The organism is Flavobacterium sp. ACAM 123 (genome assembly GCF_000264055.1).
GTDB lineage: Bacteria > Bacteroidota > Bacteroidia > Flavobacteriales > Flavobacteriaceae > Flavobacterium.
In genome coordinates this window covers 1-18,924 of record NZ_AJXL01000072.1, presented here as the reverse complement: position 1 = coordinate 18,924, position 18,924 = coordinate 1, and the positions used below count along the sequence as shown (strand labels likewise).

Annotated in this window: 12 protein-coding genes; 11 read left to right on the top strand and 1 reads right to left on the bottom strand. The window is 35.7% G+C overall.

Annotation, left to right across the window (positions count from 1 at the left end; genetic code table 11):
• From A3SG_RS20860 to A3SG_RS0112795, 5 genes are all read left to right on the top strand, one after another.
• Positions 1-3,378, top strand: a 3,378-nt coding sequence (locus A3SG_RS20860) for a gliding motility-associated C-terminal domain-containing protein (protein WP_016990422.1), incomplete at its 5' end; no start/stop codon positions are given.
• 60 nt (positions 3,379-3,438) lie between these two features.
• Complete coding sequence (locus tag A3SG_RS0112810) at positions 3,439-4,347, top strand: type IX secretion system membrane protein PorP/SprF (RefSeq protein WP_016990421.1); 909 nt, start codon at positions 3,439-3,441, stop codon at positions 4,345-4,347.
• A gap of 38 nt (positions 4,348-4,385) precedes the next feature.
• Positions 4,386-4,754: a hypothetical protein gene (locus tag A3SG_RS0112805; protein WP_016990420.1), complete on the top strand. Its 369-nt coding sequence runs from the start codon at positions 4,386-4,388 to the stop codon at positions 4,752-4,754.
• Between the two features lie 116 nt (positions 4,755-4,870).
• Positions 4,871-5,491, top strand: a complete 621-nt coding sequence (locus A3SG_RS0112800) for a hypothetical protein (RefSeq protein WP_016990419.1) — start codon at positions 4,871-4,873, stop codon at positions 5,489-5,491.
• Between the two features lie 36 nt (positions 5,492-5,527).
• Positions 5,528-7,465: an OmpA family protein gene (locus A3SG_RS0112795; protein ID WP_016990418.1), complete on the top strand. Its 1,938-nt coding sequence runs from the start codon at positions 5,528-5,530 to the stop codon at positions 7,463-7,465.
• 56 nt (positions 7,466-7,521) lie between these two features.
• Here A3SG_RS0112795 and A3SG_RS0112790 read toward each other — a convergent pair whose 3' ends face one another.
• Positions 7,522-8,025, bottom strand: a complete 504-nt coding sequence (locus A3SG_RS0112790; RefSeq protein WP_016990417.1) for a CAP domain-containing protein — start codon at positions 8,023-8,025, stop codon at positions 7,522-7,524.
• 438 nt (positions 8,026-8,463) lie between these two features.
• Here A3SG_RS0112790 and recG point away from each other — a divergent pair, with 438 nt between their 5' ends.
• From recG to A3SG_RS0112760, 6 genes are all read left to right on the top strand, one after another.
• Positions 8,464-10,569 carry an ATP-dependent DNA helicase RecG gene (gene recG, locus A3SG_RS0112785; protein WP_016990416.1) on the top strand — a complete coding sequence of 702 codons (2,106 nt, stop codon included), beginning with the start codon at positions 8,464-8,466 and terminating at the stop codon, positions 10,567-10,569.
• A gap of 225 nt (positions 10,570-10,794) precedes the next feature.
• Complete coding sequence (locus A3SG_RS0112780; RefSeq protein ID WP_016990415.1) at positions 10,795-11,853, top strand: efflux RND transporter periplasmic adaptor subunit; 1,059 nt, start codon at positions 10,795-10,797, stop codon at positions 11,851-11,853.
• Between the two features lie 76 nt (positions 11,854-11,929).
• Entirely contained in the window at positions 11,930-15,025 is a 3,096-nt protein-coding gene (locus tag A3SG_RS0112775) for an efflux RND transporter permease subunit (RefSeq protein WP_029596800.1), read from the top strand.
• Positions 15,006-16,340 carry a TolC family protein gene (locus A3SG_RS0112770; protein ID WP_016990413.1) on the top strand — a complete coding sequence of 445 codons (1,335 nt, stop codon included), beginning with the start codon at positions 15,006-15,008 and terminating at the stop codon, positions 16,338-16,340. Before A3SG_RS0112775 ends, A3SG_RS0112770 begins: the two co-directional genes overlap by 20 nt.
• A gap of 386 nt (positions 16,341-16,726) precedes the next feature.
• Positions 16,727-17,707 carry an IS4 family transposase gene (locus A3SG_RS19845; RefSeq protein WP_316945247.1) on the top strand — a complete coding sequence of 327 codons (981 nt, stop codon included), beginning with the start codon at positions 16,727-16,729 and terminating at the stop codon, positions 17,705-17,707.
• Positions 17,708-18,000: 293 nt separating this feature from the next.
• Positions 18,001-18,897, top strand: a complete 897-nt coding sequence (locus tag A3SG_RS0112760; protein WP_016990411.1) for a hypothetical protein — start codon at positions 18,001-18,003, stop codon at positions 18,895-18,897.
• Positions 18,898-18,924 lie beyond the last annotated feature (27 nt).

The following is an 18,924-nucleotide window of genomic DNA, read 5'->3' as shown; positions in this document are numbered from 1 at the left end:
GGCCTTGCTCCTGCAACTTACAATGTGCAAATCAGAGATAAGGAAAATCCTGCGTGCGCTATATTCTTGGGTGACCAAATAATCACTCAACCTGCTGTATTGAACGCTTCAGTTGTTGAAGATAGCCCTGTGGTATGTTTTGGACAATCTAATGGTTCTGCTACAGTAACACCTGCTGGAGGAAATGGAGGATATACTTATTCTTGGGATAAAAGCTCTTCTACTTCTGCTACAGCGAATGATTTAAATGCGGGTTTACATACCATCACTATAACAGATTCTAAAAGTTGTTCTGTAACAACTACGGTTACTATTAATCAACCAACTGTTTTATCAGCATCAGCTGTTGAAAACAGCCCTGTGGTATGTTTTGGACAATCTAATGGTTCTGCTACAGTAACACCTGCTGGAGGAAATGGAGGATATACTTATTCTTGGGATAATGGGGAAACTACTGCTACTGCTACTGCCTTAAATGTAGGGTCACACGATGTGATCGTGACTGATGCCAAAGGATGTGTGATTACTGTCTCAGTAACAATATCCCAACCTGAGGCTGTTGTAGCTTGTTCTGTAGTGCAAGACACTGCCGTAACTGCAAAAGGTCTTAGTGACGGTAAAGCGACTGTAACCCCTACGGGTGGTAACGGTGGATTCACTTTCCTTTGGGATAATAATGAAACTACTGCGCAAGCAATTGCTCTTTCTGCCGGATTACATAACGTAACAGTGACCGATTCAAAAGGCTGTACTTCTTCTTGTTCTGTAACAATTAGAGAGCCTGATGAGCTATACTGTTTAGTTGTACAAGATGACCCAGCTAAATGTTATGAAGACAACAATGGTTCCGCTACCGTAACTGCTTTTGGTGGTAATGTGGGTTACACTTATCTTTGGGATAATGGTGAAACTACGGCTCAAGCCACTGCCCTTACTGCTGGATTACACAGCGTAACAGTAACCGATAATTTAGGATATGAAACTACTTGTGAAGTGACTATTCAACAACCAACTCTATTAACAGCCTCTGCTGTTCAAGTTAGCCCTGTGGTTTGTTTTGGTGAATCTAATGGTTCAGCCACTGTAACGCCTACCGGCGGAAATGGCACATATACCTATTTATGGGATAACGGTGAAACTACGGCTACGGCTAATGCTTTAGATGAAGGTTCACACGATGTGACTGTCACTGATGTCAAAGGATGTGAGGTTACTGTCTCAATAACAATATCCCAACCTGAGGCTGTTGTAGCTTGTTCTGTAGTGCAAGACACTCCTGTAACCGCAAGCGGTCTTAGCGACGGTATAGCTACTGTAACCCCTACCGGTGGTAATGGCGAATTTACTTTCCTTTGGGATAATGGAGAAACAACTGCGCAAGCAACGGCTCTTTCTGCTGGATTACATAACGTAACAGTGACCGACTCAAAAAGATGTACTTCTTCTTGTTCTGTAACAATTACAGAGCCTAACGTGCTATCTTGTTCTATTGTTCAAAATGAGCCTGCAAAATGTTATGGAGACAACAACGGCATCGCTACAGTAACGCCTTCTGGTGGTAATGTGGGTTACTCTTATCTTTGGGATAATGGAGAAACTACTGCTCAAGCCACTGCTCTCACTGCTGGATTACATAGCGTAACAGTAACCGATAATTTAGGATATGAAACTACTTGTGAAGTATCTATCGAACAACCGCAAGCTGTTTTAAGTGCAACTGCTGTTATCATAAATAATAACAATTGTGTTGGATGTAACAATGGTTCCATAGTTCAAACTGTTACAGGAGGTACTTCGCCTTATACCTATTCTTGGTTAAGTCTTGCCATAACTAAAGATTTAAACAGTTTACCAAAAGGTACTTATTCAGTTGAAATAAAAGATGCTAACGGTTGTTCAATAACTAAAACATTTACGATTAATGAATCTGGTATCGCACTTGTAAAAAAGGGAGAATTTATTGATACCAATAATGACGGTTATGCCCAAGTTGATGAAAAAATTAATTATACCTTTTTGGTAACCAATATAGGTAATGTGCCTGTTTCAAATGTAGTTATTAGTGACCCTCTAATTACTATGGCAAACATTACTGGAAATCCAATAGCTTCACTTGCAGTGGGAGAAACAAACAATACGGTAACTGGTATTTATACATTGACACAAGCTGATGTAGATTTAGGTATAGTAATCAACTCTGCAACTGCTTTAGGAAAGGATAATGAAAATAAAGACGTAACCGATATATCTGGAACTGCAATCGACAATGATACGCCTACTGAAACACCTTTAACTCAAATATCTTCCATTGTTATTACTAAAGATGGAACCTATGTCGACACCAATAATGATGGCATAACGAACGTTGGGGATAATGTAGTATATAACTTCGTGGTGACCAATACCGGTAACGTAACACTTACTAATGTGACGGTTTCTGATCCAGTTATAACAATAACCGGAGGTCCTATAGCATTGGCTGCTGGTGCTTCTGATACTTCTACCTTCAGTGGTATTTATGCGATAACGCAAGCCGATATTGATGCAGGGGTGGTTTACAATCTTGCAATTGTTTCAGGAAACCCACCTATTGGAGAGGATCCGACATCAAATTCTTCTACTGATCCTACGCCATGTACAACCTGCCCAGTAAACCCTGAATGTCCAACTTGTACTATAACTCCTTTAATACAAAACCCTGTTCTAGAAGTTATTAAAACGGCTACAGTTACTAGCAACGGTACAACGACCGATGTCTATAGTTTTGTTGGTGATATAATCAATTATACTATAGAGGTAAAGAATTTAGGAAATGTTACAATTTACCAGATAGTCGTTACAGATCCATTAACGGGATTGAATACCACAATCGAAAGTTTAGCTCCTGGAGAATCTTATCCCGCTTTTAGTGAAAGTTACACGATTACCAAAAGCGACTTAGCGAATGATTCAGTAACAAATACTGCAAATGCAAATGGAAAATTACTCGACGGAACTCCAGTTAATGGGTCTGACACAGTAGAGGTTGAAAAAGCTTCAGTATTAGGTTGTGAAAGTGTACTCGTCCATAATGCTTTTTCTCCAAATGGGGACGGGATTAATGAATTATTTGTCATTGACGGTCTTGAGGATACCATCTGTTATCCTGAAAATACAGTTGAGATCTATAACCGTTGGGGAGTACTGGTTTTTGAAACTAGGAATTATAATAATGAAACGAATGCTTTTAACGGTTACTCAAATGGAAGAACAACAGTCAGTAGGTCATCAGGATTGCCAACAGGAACGTATTTTTATATCTTAAACTATACTTCCGTTGATCTTAATGGTGATATTCAGGCAAATCAAAAAGATGGGTATTTATACCTTACAAGATAAATCTAACTTAAACATAATTCCTGAGGGTTAGCAGCCCTCAGGTATAAAAAAGGAAACCAAATGAAGACAAGAATAATATTATTCGCTTTGCTGTTTACTGGAGTTGTAAGTTATGGTCAACAAGACGCTCAATTTACACAATACATGTACAACACAATAAATATAAATCCAGCTTATGCCGGATCGAGAGGTGCTCTAAGTATTTTTGCGTTACATCGTACCCAATGGGTTGGATTAGATGGTGCGCCAGTTACAAATGCAGTATCTGTAAATACCCCTTTTAATAACAGCAGATTAGGTCTTGGTGTATCTGTTATCAACGATAAGATAGGTCCTACGCATGAAAACACTATTTCTGCTGATCTATCCTACACCATACCGACCTCTGAAAAAGTTAAACTATCATTTGGTATTAAAGCAACGGCCAACTTATTTGATTTGGACGTTAGCCGGCTGAATCCAGTTGATAGCGATCCTAGTTTACAAAACTTTAACAATAAATTCTCTCCTAATATTGGGGCTGGTGTTTATTTGCATTCGGACAAGGCGTATGTAGGATTATCAGTACCCAATTTTATAGAAACAAATCGCTACGATGACAATGAAGTCGCTATTTTTAAAGAAAAAATAAATTACTATTTGATAGCCGGTTATATACTTGATTTGAATAACTCCATAAAATTCAAACCTGCGTTATTAACAAAAATGGTTAAAGGAGCACCACTACAAGTAGATGTTTCAGGAAACTTTATGTTTAATGAAAAATTCGTGGTTGGAATAGCCTATAGATGGAGCGCTGCTATAACTGCCATGGTAGGCTTTCAAGTATCTGAAGCCTTATATTTGGGTTACGGATATGATCTTGAAACCACTAATTTAGATAATTACAACTCCGGCTCACATGAAATTTTCTTGCGCTACGAATTATTTAAAAATAATGATAAAATAACTACTCAAAGATTTTTCTAAAAAAATAATTATTATGAGAAGAAAAATGTATTTTTTGTATGACAATAAGCCTTGTCTCATTTAAGATTTATTCACAAAATGAAAAGGTTTACATCACTGATAAAATAAATGATAAATACGCATACGTAAATGCTACAAAAACATACGAAAGAGTGGCTGAAAAAGGATATAAATCTGTAGATCTGTTTCAAAAATTGGCAAACTCCTATTATTCAAATTCCAGATTAGACAAAGCGGCCAAATGGTATGGAGAATTATTTGCCATGACTTCTGATTTAGATGCAGAATATTATTCCCGTTATGCGAAGTGTTTGATGTTTATTGACCAAAATGATCAAGCTAATGAAATAATGAAAAGATTAAAACAGAAAATAGCATTAGAAGAACTCATAAAATTGAAAAAATAATGATGAAATGACCCCGCAAATAATCCGATAAAAATTTATTATCATGAAAGGCTGCCTAATTTTATTTAATTTTATTATTTGTTTTTTCCTTTAGCAGTTTTTCCCAAAAATTAAAATTGACTGAAACTAAAATAAAAATGGAAGGTAAAAATAAAACTACTTTTAAAAATTTAAAAACAGATGTCAAACCTGTAAAGGCTGCCAACTCATACCATGTCGTAGAAAAGATAAATATGAAGTTTGGTGGTTATACTACCACTTATGAAGTTTCAGACCTAAGCCAGGTTAACACCAATGATTTGGGTCCTAACAATACGAGAGTTGTAACACCGCACTTCGGAGAAGGCGGACACCTCACAGATAACCAAATGAAAATAATTACAGATTCAATAAAACAGTCCTTTACGCCTATTGATACACGTGTAACGGAAGATTTAAATAAAAATACGGGGTATGTCTCTATTAATCCTTTAAAAACTTATGAAAGAGTAGCTGAAAAAGGATACAAATCTATAGATATGTTTCAAAAATTAGGAAATGCCTATTTCTTTAATGAAAAACTAAAGGAAGCTGTTAGATGGTATGGCGAATTATTTGCCATGACAACGGATTTAGAACCGGTCTATTATTATCGTTACGCCCAATCGCTTATATTCACTGGTGAAAATGAAAAAGGTGATGAAATGATGGATCAATTCAATGAAATGTTAAAAAAAAATACAGATAAAAAAAATTAAAATCACAACCCAACGATTCTCCTAAAAACAATTATTATGAAAAATAACATACTCTTTTATATAACTATAATAAGTGTTTTTTCATTAAACATTTATTCACAAAAAGCCAGAGTAGCCGCTGCCGATAAAAAATATGACAACTATGCTTTTGTATCTGCCATAAAAACATACGAAAGAGTGGCTGATAAAGGTTATAAATCGGCTGATATGTTCCAAAAACTGGGAAATGCCTACTATTTCAATGGGGAGCTCGAAAAAGCGGCCCAATGGTATGGCGAGTTATTTGCCATGACGTCCGAAGTGGAACCGGCTTATTATTATCGCTATGCCCAATCTTTAAGATCCATTGGCGAAAATGACAAAGCAAATCAAATTATGGAAAAATTTGATAAAATGTCAGGAAATGACAGCAGAGGGGAACTTTTTGCGAAGAACGAAAACTATATGGATGCCATCAAGGCTAATTCCGGAAGGTATAAAGTGGAAGATGCAGGAATCAATTCTCCCTATTCAGATTATGGGACTACTATGTATTCCAATAAAATAGTATTTGCATCTGCACGAGATACCGGAAGTTTAAGTCACAGAAGACATACCTGGACCGGTCAATCTTTCACAAAATTGTATGTGTCCGATGTTGGCGAGGAAATGAGTTTGGGAAGTCCAGCCAAGTTTGATAAATCCATCAACTCTAAATTTAACGAATCTACTCCGGTCTTTACTAAAGATGGAAAAACCATCTATTTCACAAGAAATAACTATCTCGAGGGGAAAAAAGGAAAAGACGGAAACGACAATACCTTAGTAAAAATATATAAAGCCACTTTAGAGAATGACAAATGGGTGAATATTACTGAACTTCCTTTCGATAGTGATAATTACAGTACAGCCCACCCTATTTTAAGCCCTGATGAAAAAACAATGTATTTTGTTTCTGATATGCCGGGAACTATAGGACTTTCTGATATATTTAAAGTACAAATAAATGACGATGGGACTTTTGGGACACCTTTAAATTTAGGACGTTTGATTAATACGGAAGGAAGAGAAACTTTTCCATTTGTAAATGATGACAACGAAATTTATTTCGCATCTGATGGCCATCCAGGTCTGGGAGGATTAGATATTTTTGTGTCTAAAATAAATGCAGACGGAACTTTTGGAAAGGTTCAAAATGTGGGTATGGATGCCAACTCTCCTAAGGATGATTTCGGGTATTGGATTGACACTAAATCCAGAAGAGGTTTTTTCTCGTCAAACAGAGATGGTGGACAAGGTTATGATGATATCTATAAATTCCTAGAAACTAAAAAGCTTCTTTGTGAACAGCAACTATATGGAAAAGTGACAGATTTAGCCACTTCTGAGATTCTTCTAGGGGCAAAAATCAGTCTGTTTGACAACAAGTTTAACCCTATGGGAACCGTTAATACAGATGATAAAGGAAACTATACTTTTTCTGTTGAATGCGGAAAAACATATAATGTAAGAGCCGAAAAAGAAGCCTATACTACCAAGGAAGAAAGTGTGACTATTGCCGACGAAGATGGAAAAACAAAACTAGATATAGCCTTAGAAAAAGAGGAATGTAAGGTCACCATCGGTGATGATTTAGGTAAATGCTTTGGCATTAAAAATATATACTTCGATTTTGATAAATCCAATATCCGTGTAGAAGCAGCTATAGATTTAGAAAAAATATTGGATGTCATGAATCAATATCCAAAAATGAAACTTGATATTCGATCCCATACTGACAGCCGTGGATCATTCAAATACAATGAGTCTTTATCAGACAGAAGAGCACAATCAACTATCGGTTGGTTAATAGAAAACGGAGTGGATAAAGGCCGTTTAACCGCTAAAGGATATGGAGAATACCAACTCATAAATAAATGTGCTGACGACGTTGAATGCACCGAAGAAGAGCATCAACTAAACAGACGAAGTGAATTTATTATCATGGAGTTATAAAAAAATAACCAGGATATCAATTGATATCCTGGTTATTTCAAACTAAACAAACTTAATTATATTTTTGCAAAAATGTTTGTATAATATTTTTTACCAGTTATAGCATTTTCTCTTATTGAAATTCCAAAATGAGTATAATTACCAACTATATTTTCTTTGTGACCTGGACTATTTAACCAAGCATTTACCGCTGCTTCAGGTGTACTATAATTATAAGCTATGTTCTCGCCTACTGTTTTTGCTCCCTGCGTTTTTATAATATTTTCAGAGCGACCTACAAAACCATCATGGTTAACTACATTATTAGTGATCATGTACTTATCGTGATCTTCTGATTGAACTGAAATATAATTAATTTTTTCTAATGCACTTAGGCCAACACTTACTCTATAGTCGTTTATTAGTTTCATTGTTTGCAATTCACTAGGACTATAAGTATAATTTACAATAACTTGTGATTTTGCTTCTACTGTAGATGCTTCAGAAGCGTCAGAAGAACAAGAATTTAAAGTGAATATAACTGCTGTTAGCAGTACTGCACGAAGTAAATTTGTTTTCATAATTTAGTAGTTTAAGTTTAAAGTAGATTGTGGGGCAAACTTCTTCAAAATTGTATTTAGTATGAGTTCTAATTCTTTTCAAACATACATACAAATCCGTTAAAACAACAAAAATAATCGACGAACTACATCATTTTATTTAAAATATAGTACTTAACTTACTTATTATCAAATAGATTGATGTAATCAATACAACTTTAAAGAAAAGAGATTAGATGATTTCTCCCAAATGAACTTCTATTAAAAAAAGGTAGATGAAATTTTATTTTAACTTTTTAATATAGGTCTCTATTCCCTCTTAGTAAATTATTTCATTAGCACATTCCCTTCTTTCTTCGTTTCCTAAATTCCCAATTAAAAACTATCTTCGCTTCCATAAGAAAAACAAGCTTGAATATTGAATAGTCAACTTGGAATTTTGAACTTGGAAAACCCTACATGAGCAACCTCTTACTTACCCCAATCGAATACCTAAAAGGCGTTGGTCCCAATCGTGGTGAATTGCTGCGTAAGGAATTGGGAATTCATAAGTATAGGGATTTGATCAATTTATACCCAAACCGGTACATTGACCGAACGCGCTATTACAAAATTAACGAGTTGCAAAATAATGCAACCGAGGTACAAATCATCGGCAAAATCATCAATATCAAAACCGTCGAATTTGCAAAAGGCAGGAAACGCCTCGTCGCCACTTTTGTAGATGATACGGGCCAGATGGAATTGGTGTGGTTTCAGGGACAAAAATGGATTCGCGAATCGCTGAAACTAAATGAAATTTCTGTTATTTTCGGGAAATGCACTTCGTTTAACGGCGCTTATAATATGGCGCATCCTGAAATTGAAGCGTTGAGCGAGCATGAGCAAAGTTTGCGTTCTGCCATGCAACCCGTGTATCCTTCGACAGAAACCTTGACCAACCGCGGAATTTCAAACCGAGTGATTAATAAATTAATGCAACAGCTGTTTCTAGAAACCCAAACGCTATTTACAGAAACTTTGCCAGACTATCTAATGCAAGAATTGCAGTTGATTCCCAAAAAATCCGCTTTATTCAACATTCATTTTCCTAAAAGCGGAGAAGCTTTGGCCAAAGCCCAATTTCGATTAAAGTTTGAAGAATTGTTCTTTATCCAGTTGCAATTAATTACCAAAAATCTGGTTCAAAAACACAAAATAAAGGGACATCCCTTTACCAAAGTTGGTGATAATTTCAATAATTTTTATCAAAACCATCTGCCTTTTGAACTCACTGGAGCACAAAAAAGGGTAATTAAAGAAATCAGAACAGACATGGGAAGCAACGCCCAAATGAACCGGCTATTACAAGGAGATGTAGGTTCCGGGAAAACGATTGTCGCTTTTATGAGCATGCTTCTGGCGCTTGATAATGGGTTCCAAGCCTGCTTAATGGCTCCAACAGAAATCTTGGCAAACCAGCATTTTATCGGGCTTTCAGAATTAGCTAATGAACTTAATATCAATATAAAAATACTGACTGGCTCAACTAAAACTTCAGCCAGGAAAATAATCCATGAAGAATTGGAAAACGGTAGTTTACACCTTTTGATTGGGACGCATGCTTTACTGGAAGATAAAGTAAAATTCCAAAATTTAGGATTGGCCGTCATTGATGAGCAGCACCGTTTTGGAGTAGAACAGCGCTCTAAATTGTGGAAAAAAAATACGATTCCACCACACGTTTTAGTGATGACCGCCACCCCTATTCCGCGAACACTGGCGATGAGTTTGTACGGTGATTTGGACATTTCAGTTATCGACGAATTACCTCCTGGACGAAAACCAATTCAAACCGTGCATCGTTTTGACAGCAACCGCTTGAAAGTATGGAAATTTATACGAGATGAAATCGTTTTAGGCCGACAAATATACATTGTCTATCCGCTAATACAAGAATCTGCAAAAATGGATTTCAAAGATTTGATGGACGGCTATGAAAGTGTTTCGCGCGACTTTCCGTTGCCAGATTATGCCATTTCTATTTTGCACGGAAAGATGAAACCGGCCGATAAAGATGCCGAAATGAAACGTTTTTCAGACGGAAAAACCAACATTATGGTCGCCACAACAGTTATTGAAGTTGGAGTAAATGTTCCTAATGCTTCGGTAATGATTATTGAAAGTGCCGAGCGCTTCGGACTGTCGCAACTGCATCAATTGCGCGGTCGTGTGGGTCGTGGTGCTGATCAGAGTTATTGCATCTTAATGACCAGTCACAAATTAAGCTCTGACAGCAAAACCCGAATGGAAACAATGGTAAGCACCAATGACGGCTTTGAAATTGCCGAAGTCGATTTGAAGCTCCGTGGTCCAGGAAACCTGATGGGTACGCAACAAAGTGGCGTACTAAACCTTCAAATTGCTGACCTTGTCCGTGACAGAGACATTTTGGCTTTAGCCAGAGAAAAAGCCATAAAAATCCTTACCGCCGACGCCACTTTGCAAAAACCAGAACACGCCACTTTGAGAGCGGTTTATATTGATCTCACTAAAAATAAAAATATCTGGAATTATATCAGTTAGGCAGTCTCTATAACTAATTTAAGTATTTGTATTACAATATATTAACTTTATTGTTTAAATCACTTTCTGCTATGTCTAACTCTTTATAAGTAAATACTGTAAAATAAATAGTGTTTAATTAGTTCTATAATTATATATTTGTATGTACAAATGTATAACAGCATTTAAATCTTTATTCAATTAGGTAGAATTAACCTAAAATAACACTTCTTTACTCAATACGTTATGAAATTAAAATACTTAATTTACACCTTATTAACTATTGGGTTTGGTGCTTTTATTACTTACAGAATACTCGAAAACAAAAGCAACTCAAACGACCCTAAAGGAAAATCTGCTTCCACCAATGCAATGAAAGTAAGCGGCATCATCGCCCACCCGCAGAGCTTTGATAATAAACTGTCCCTTTCAGGCTCTGTTGAAGCAAATGAACAAGTAGAGATTCGTTCAGAAGTTTCTGGGATCGTAGAAAGCATCAATTTTCAGGAAGGAAGTAGTGTAAGTAAAGGACAGTTGCTTTTTAAAGTAAACGACATAGAATTGAGAGCCCAACTGAGCCAAGCAAACACAAAACAAAATCTAGCATCAGAAAACGAAAGAAGAGCAAAACTTCTATTGCAAAAAGAAGCGATAAGTCAAGAAGAGTATGACGTTGCAAGAGCTGAATATGCTTCTACCAAAGCTCAAGGACAATTAATAAAAGCCCAAATCGCTAAAACTGCGATAAGAGCCCCTTTTTCAGGAAGAATAGGGTTGCGTTCCATTTCTGTGGGAACGTATATAACACCAGCAATTTTAGTAGCGAAACTGGTTAATATTGGTAAACTAAAAATTACTTTTTCCATCCCTGAAAAATATGCCCAGAGGGTCAAAATTAATACGATGATAAGATTTACAGTTACTGGATCTACTGAGGAATACAGTGCTAAAATATATGCCATAGAGCCCACAGTTGAAATTGCAACACGAACGCTGCAGGTAAGAGCTATTGCAGAAAACAAAGAAGGAAAATTACTACCAGGTACTTTCGCTAATGTTGAATTGCCTTTAAACTCCATCGAAGAAGCCATTTTAGTGCCAACACAAGCAGTTATTCCTGTGCAAAATGGAAAGAAAATCTTTATTTCTGAATTTGGAAAGGCAAAAGAAGTGATGATAGAAACGGCTACCAGAACAGATGCCTCCCTTATTGTATTATCAGGTTTAAAAGCAGGCGATACTGTTATTACAAGCGGTATTATGTCTTTGAAAAATGATGCCCCAGTAAAAGTAATCATTAAATAAATTTAAGTCTAAAAAACAATCAGAATCCGTTTGTAGCCTACTTGGATTAAACAAAAAATTACAAATTAAAATCTCAATGAGTTTATCTACATTCAGCATTAAAAGACCCGTATTCACTATTGTAATGAATTTGTCAATAGTGTTATTCGGGATTATAGGATACACCTTCCTAGGTGTTCGCGAATTTCCTTCGATTGATCCTGCACAAATTTCGATCCGTACCAATTATACGGGAGCCAATTCAGATATCATTGAATCACAAATTACGGAACCACTCGAGAAAGCGATTAACTCCATCGATGGAATCCGAAACATCACCTCCTCCAGCTCGCAAGGAAGTAGCAGCATTACTGTCGAATTTGATTTAACAAAGGATCTTGAAGAAGCGGCTAACGATGTTCGTGATAAAGTATCACAGGCCACGAGACGTTTACCACAAGATATTGACGCTCCACCAGTCGTTTCCAAAGCAGATGCCAATGGTGATGCTATTATTTCAATGACGGTGCAAAGTGATACTCGGAGCCAGCTTGAACTAAGTGACTATGCAGAGAATGTGATTTCACAACGATTAGAAACGATTCCCGGAGTTAGTGGCGTCCAAATTTGGGGGCAAAAAAGGTACGCGATGCGTTTGTGGATAGATCCGATAAAATTAGCTTCTTACGGTTGTACTGTTTCAGAGGTAAGAGCCGCTTTAAACCAACAAAATGTAGAATTACCATCCGGAAAATTAACAGGTGACAATACTGAATTAACAGTAAAAACTGTTGGGAACCTTGCTACAGCAGAAGAATTCAACAGTATTATTATTCGTTCAGACGGAGACAAAACAGTTCGCTTCAGCGATATCGGTTCAGCCGTTTTGGGACCTGAAAATATTGAAACTAAATTAAGTCAATCTGGCTTGCCACTAATTGGATTAGCTATCGTGCCGCAGCCCGGAGCTAACTATTTAGACATTTCCTCTGCATTTTATGAGCAATACGAAGCTTTAAAGAAAGATCTGCCGAAAGATATCCATTTAAATATTGCGCTTGACAATACTATTTTTGTAAAAAGATCAGTTCTTGAAGTTGCTGAAACCTTAGGGATTTCTATATTTCTTGTAATCTTGATTATATATTTATTTTTTAGAGATTGGGCGATTGCCTTCAGGCCTTTAATTGATATCCCCGTTTCGCTGATTGCGACGTTTTTTATTATGTGGTTATTTGGATTTTCTATCAATGTACTGACCTTACTGGCCATTGTATTAGCGACAGGGCTCGTCGTAGATGATGGAATCGTCGTCACAGAAAATATTTATAAAAAAGTAGAAGAAGGCATGTCCCCTATTGAGGCGGCCATCAAAGGATCTAACGAAATATTTTTTGCAGTTATATCCATTTCCATCACCCTTGCGGCAGTATTTCTTCCCGTTATTTTTCTGGAAGGATTTGTGGGACGATTATTCCGAGAATTTGGAGTCGTCATTGGTGCGGCTGTATTGATTTCTGCTTTTGTATCTCTTACATTGACCCCAATGTTGAATGCCTACCTAATGAAAGGTGGAGAACAGAAAAAATCAAAGTTTTACATTCTAAGTGAACCCTATTTTAAAAAGTTAAATAGCAATTACGCAGATGCTCTAAGCCGTTTCATGAAGAAAAAATGGTTGAGCTTCCCTATTTTAATTGCTTGTTTCGGCCTGATTTATGTCTTTTTTAATTTAATCCAAAAAGAGACCGCTCCCTATGATGACCGTAGTTCCTTAATTTTAAGGATGACTGCCCCCGAAGGTTCAAGTTATGAATATACGGATCGATTCATGCAGGAAATTTCACAATTAGTAGATGATTCCATTCCGGAAAAAAAGGTAAGCTTAGTGGTTACCTCTCCAGGTTTTGGCTCTTCTTCAGTAAACAGCGGTTTTATGAGACTTTCTCTTAAAGAGCCTGATGAAAGAAAACTGTCCCAAGATGAAATTGCAGAAAAGTTAACCAAGTGGACCAAACTATATCCAGAGGCTAAAACCTCTGTCACGCAACAGCCAACAATCGCTGTAAACAGACGTGGAGGATTACCTGTACAATACATTATTCAGGCACCTAATTTTGCCAAGTTGGAGGAAAAAATCCCTTTATTTATGGAAGAAGTAGAAAATAACTCCACCTTTTCCAACTCTGATATAAATTTAAAATTCAACAAACCGGAGATCAATGTCACTATTGATCGTGAAAAAGCAGAAAGTTTAGGAATTTCTGTAATTGATATTGCTCAAACCTTGCAACTGTCTTTAAGTGGGCAACGTTTTGGGTATTTTATGAAAAACGGGAAACAATACGAAGTCATTGGACAATTTGAACAAAAAGACCGAGCAAAACCATTAGACTTGACCTCTATGTATGTCAAAAACAACAAAGGGCAATTGATCCAAATGGATAATATTATCAGTATTGAGGAACAAAGTAAGCCACCTCAGTTGTATCATAACAACCGCTATTTGTCAGCCACCGTTTCTGCGGGTCTCGCTCCAGGTAAAAGTATAAATGACGGTATTGAAGCCATGAATGAAATTAAGGCAAAAGTGCTTGACGATACGTTTACAACTGATCTGGGTGGAGAATCTAGGGATTTTGTGGAAAGTAGTTCGAACACCTCTTTTGCTTTTGGACTTGCGTTATTATTGATATTTTTGATACTTGCAGCACAATTTGAGAGCTTTATTGATCCTTTTATTATCATTTTAACTGTCCCAATGGCTGTTGCTGGAGCCCTATTTTCTTTGTGGTTATTCGACCAAACTTGGAATATTTTCAGCCAGATTGGAACCGTTATGCTTATTGGATTAGTAACCAAAAACGGAATTTTAATCGTTGAATTTGCCAATCAATTACGCGAACAGGGAAGACCTAAACTGGAAGCTATTTTAGAAGCTTCAGAAGCGCGCCTTCGACCAATTTTAATGACAAGTCTGGCTATTTCTTTGGGGGCATTACCTATCGCTATGTCTCTTGGAGCGGCATCCACCAGTAGAATAGGAATGGGAGTGGTAATCGTGGGAGGAACAGTTTTCTCCTTGGTATTAACCTTATTTATAATTCCGGCCTTGTATTTTATGTGGTCTAAAGTCAAAAAGCACCATCCAGAGTTTGAACACATTGAAGAATATGAAAATGAAAGCAAATAAAATGAAGAATTATAAAGTACTAATCCAAAGTCTGATTTTATTTTTCTTTTGTTTAGTAACGGTGAATGCGCAGGAAGTATTAACCATTGAAGAGGCCGTAAAGATAGCGTTAGAAAATAATTATGAAATAAAGATTGCAACAAATGAGTTGACAATTGACAAAACAAATGTATCGATAGGAAACGCTGGTATTTTACCTAAAGCGACAGCGTCAATTGTTGATAATAATAGCATTATAAACCTTTCACAAATTCGTGCTGACGGAACAATCAATAGTCTAGACAATGCTAAAAATAATAGTTTGAATTATGGTGTGAATTTAGATTGGACTGTTTTTGATGGATTTAGAATGTTCGCAAAATTAGAGCAGTTGAAAGAATTGCAAAAACAAGGTGAAACAAAGCTAAAACTGACTTTAATTACAAAAATTAGCGATGTTAATGCTCTCTATTTTGACTTGGTTCAGCAACAGCAGCAATTGAAAGCCTTAGACTCCACAATTGTAATTTCCAACCAACGCTTGACTTTGGCACAAAATCGTTTTACCATAGGAAAAGCATCTAAACTAGCCGTTTTAAATGCACAAGTGGACTTAAATACGGATAAAGTTACCCTATTAAGGCAAAAGGAATTGTATGCAAATACCAAGACTTTACTGAATCAAATTCTTGCTCGCGATACAAAAACCGATTTCAAATTGGTTGATACCATTATTGTTGATCCTACTTTATCTCTTCCTGAATTAACAAGATTAGCAGAAAAGCAAAATCCACAACTAGAATCTTTGATAATAAACAAAAGAGTTGCTGAATTACAATTAAAACAAATAAAAGCTGTCAGATATCCAACGGTAAGAGTAAGCACGGGCTATACTTTCTCTGATAGCCAATCTAGTCTTGGTTTTACAACACAGTCTTCTGCAAGAGGATTAAATTATGGTTTTAGTGCCTCTCTGAATCTCTTTGATGGCTGGGCGCAAAACCGAAACGAGAAAATTGCTGGCATACAAATCGAAAATTCAAAAATACAGATCGAGCAGCAAAACTTAGCTCTAAACACTCAATTAGCTACCGCGTATCAGACTTATCTAACGAATTTAGAGTTGATTGATTTAGAAGAAAAAAATGAAGTCATTGCCAAACAAAACTTAGATATTACCTTGGATAAATTTCATATTGGAACCATAACCACGTTGGAGTTTAGGACCGCGCAGTTGAATCATGTCAATGCGAAAGTACGTTACAGCAATGCTCAATTTCAGGCAAAGTTATCAGAAATTGCGTTACGAGAATTGGCAGGTAATCTTATTTTTTAAATTTTTGTCACTTAATTACCGAGGAATCTAAATTTATTTTTAATCAATTTTATTAAAGTTGTACAAACATTTACTTAGCCCAAAGATTCAGTTAAGAACAAAAAACTTAATTTTAATTTGTCAAGCATAGCAACTCAGCATTTATCATATCAAATGATATAACTTAAGTTTTTTTTTTCAGTACATGACAAAAATTATATTTATCTGTTAGTCAGTAAAATACGAGGTAAACATTAGGAAAAGAGACCAGTATTTTGTAAATTATAAGATTATTACTACATAATTTTTATAATAAAAAACACCAGTCTCGGAAGTAAAGATAGTACATTGATCTCGGTTTTACAAAGCCATTTTAAAGGAGAAATCAGTCTGCCAGGGTCAAGTTCATTTGTTTATTTATAACGGCTTTATGCAAAATAAAGACAATTAATTATGATCGATTAGCCTCTGGATTTGACACAAAAGCGGCTAAGAGTAGTTCTTATAGGAGAATTCAAAGATTCATGAAAGAATTTGAATTCTCAATGAAATTAGTATCTACCTTGATATTTAATCTATTGCCTTTACAGAGTGGTTTAGTATTGGTTTTAGATAGGACCAATTGGAAGTTTGGTTCTCAGAATATTAACATATTGATGTTGGGAATTAGCTACAAGAACGTAGCGTTTCCATTGATGTTTAAAATGTTAGATAAGCGAGGGAATTCAGATACCCAGGAACGAATCGAGTTAATCAACAAATATATCGAATGGTTTGGAAGTGAGACTATTGATTGTTTACTGGCAGACAGAGAGTTTATTGGAAATGAATGGTTAGGTTTTTTGAACCAAAACAACATTAGGTATTACATCCGAATAAGGAATAATTTCAAAATTTATTCCTACCAAAAGCAAAAAGAAATTAAAGCTTTTTGGCTTTTTAATCATTTAAAAGTAGGAGAATTTTATCACTATCCCAAAATAGTAGAATTACATGGACAAAGGTGCTATTTATCTGGAAGCAAAACTATCGATAGAGAGGGTAAAATGGAATTTTTAATTCTTGTTTCATTTAACAAGCCAGAGCAAGCTATGGAATATTACAGACAGAGATGGCAAATCGAAACACTATTCAGAGCCTTGAAAAGTAGTGGATTTAATATTGAAGATACTCATGTGAGCGATTTACAAAGGCTCGAAAGACTTTTCTTGTTGACAATGATTGCTTTTGTTTGGTGCTACAAGATTGGGGACTATAGCGACCAGAATAGTAAACCAATAAAAATAAAAACGCATGGAAGAAAAGCAATAAGTGTATTTAAATATGGATTAGACTTCTTGTCAAAATTTCTTTTGACAGTGCCACAATCTAAATTACAGCTTATTTAGTTTTTTGTCATGTACTTGAGTTTTTTTAAATATCCATTTAGAAGTACTTATTATTACTGTTAAATAATTATTTATACCTATTATTTTTCGGCATTTAATGTAAAATGCTTTTAAAATTTATAAAAACATACACTTTATCGTTAATATATAGCTGTCAACGATTATATTATTTTAACAACGAATTATATTCTAATATTTGTCAAAATCAAAACAAAGAAAATATTTTTTATTTTAATTTTTATTAGTAAACAATAGCTCTTATTTATTTTCAACAAATCCTAAATTTATCTATCATGAAAAAAATTATTTTAACAGTTACAATGGGAATACTTCTAATGAGTTGTAGCAATGAACCTACTGCATTAGAAACAAGTACAACAGCTAAAGTTGCACCAACATCTAAAACTTTGATTATCGGAAGCACTACAATACCAGCCGCAGATTATTCATTATTTCCTTATGTAAGTTGTATTGCCAATTGTATTGCTGCAGAAAGTAGTACTTATTTCGAAAAAACAGATTCAAAAATTGTCTCTTGGGGAGGTCTTAATAATGATAAATTTTCAAAAACAATTTATATCAAATATTTTAATACTAGAACTGAATTCAAATTATTAGTTCTCAGCACAGAAAAGTTTGCTGATCTTGTAATCAATGGAGCTTCGGTAGGAGTAGGTGCTGCTGCAAATACGTGGGGAGAGTATTCTATTCCACTTGAAAGCGGCTGGAAAGCATGTGACATTAAAAGTCTTTATTTACAAGTTGTGGGAGATGGCCCACAAGGTGTATTTGATATCAATTATAGTCTCGTAGGAATGTGTGCTAGTGGTTGTGAAACTGTATTTTCAGGAAAAGCAATTTCTTGTAGTAGTTCTCGTGAAGCTGAATACACATTCACTCCTAAAGATGCTATTTCTAATTTAAAAATACAAGGTGGTCTTACTAATTTTACGGGCACAAATGCTACTGTTACTGTAACAGGTGGTACTTTAACCGTTTCGCAAAGCACTCCGGGAGGAAGCTCTAACCGCATAATCAAAGTTGAAGGAAGTGTTTCTGCATGTGAAAAAGTTACAATCAACATCAAATGGAATTCAAGTAATTCAGGTACAGTTATCACAGGTGATTGGTCCGCCAATGGAATAGGACTTACTGTTGATCCAATTTTAGGATTAGAGTGTATCCAATAAGCTACAATCCATAAATAAAAAAAGAGA

Bases quoted from the DNA above. Each gene is read 5' to 3' on its own strand.
- A3SG_RS0112775 (WP_029596800.1), top strand. From the start codon at position 11,930: ATGAGTTTATCTACATTCAGCATTAAAAGACCCGTATTCACTATTGTA.
- A3SG_RS0112805 (WP_016990420.1), top strand. From the start codon at position 4,386: ATGACAATAAGCCTTGTCTCATTTAAGATTTATTCACAAAATGAAAAG.
- A3SG_RS0112780 (WP_016990415.1), top strand. From the start codon at position 10,795: ATGAAATTAAAATACTTAATTTACACCTTATTAACTATTGGGTTTGGT.
- A3SG_RS0112770 (WP_016990413.1), top strand. From the start codon at position 15,006: ATGAAAATGAAAGCAAATAAAATGAAGAATTATAAAGTACTAATCCAA.
- A3SG_RS0112790 (WP_016990417.1), bottom strand. From the start codon at position 8,025: ATGAAAACAAATTTACTTCGTGCAGTACTGCTAACAGCAGTTATATTC.
- recG (WP_016990416.1), top strand. From the start codon at position 8,464: ATGAGCAACCTCTTACTTACCCCAATCGAATACCTAAAAGGCGTTGGT.
- A3SG_RS0112810 (WP_016990421.1), top strand. From the start codon at position 3,439: ATGAAGACAAGAATAATATTATTCGCTTTGCTGTTTACTGGAGTTGTA.
- A3SG_RS0112760 (WP_016990411.1), top strand. From the start codon at position 18,001: ATGAAAAAAATTATTTTAACAGTTACAATGGGAATACTTCTAATGAGT.
- A3SG_RS0112795 (WP_016990418.1), top strand. From the start codon at position 5,528: ATGAAAAATAACATACTCTTTTATATAACTATAATAAGTGTTTTTTCA.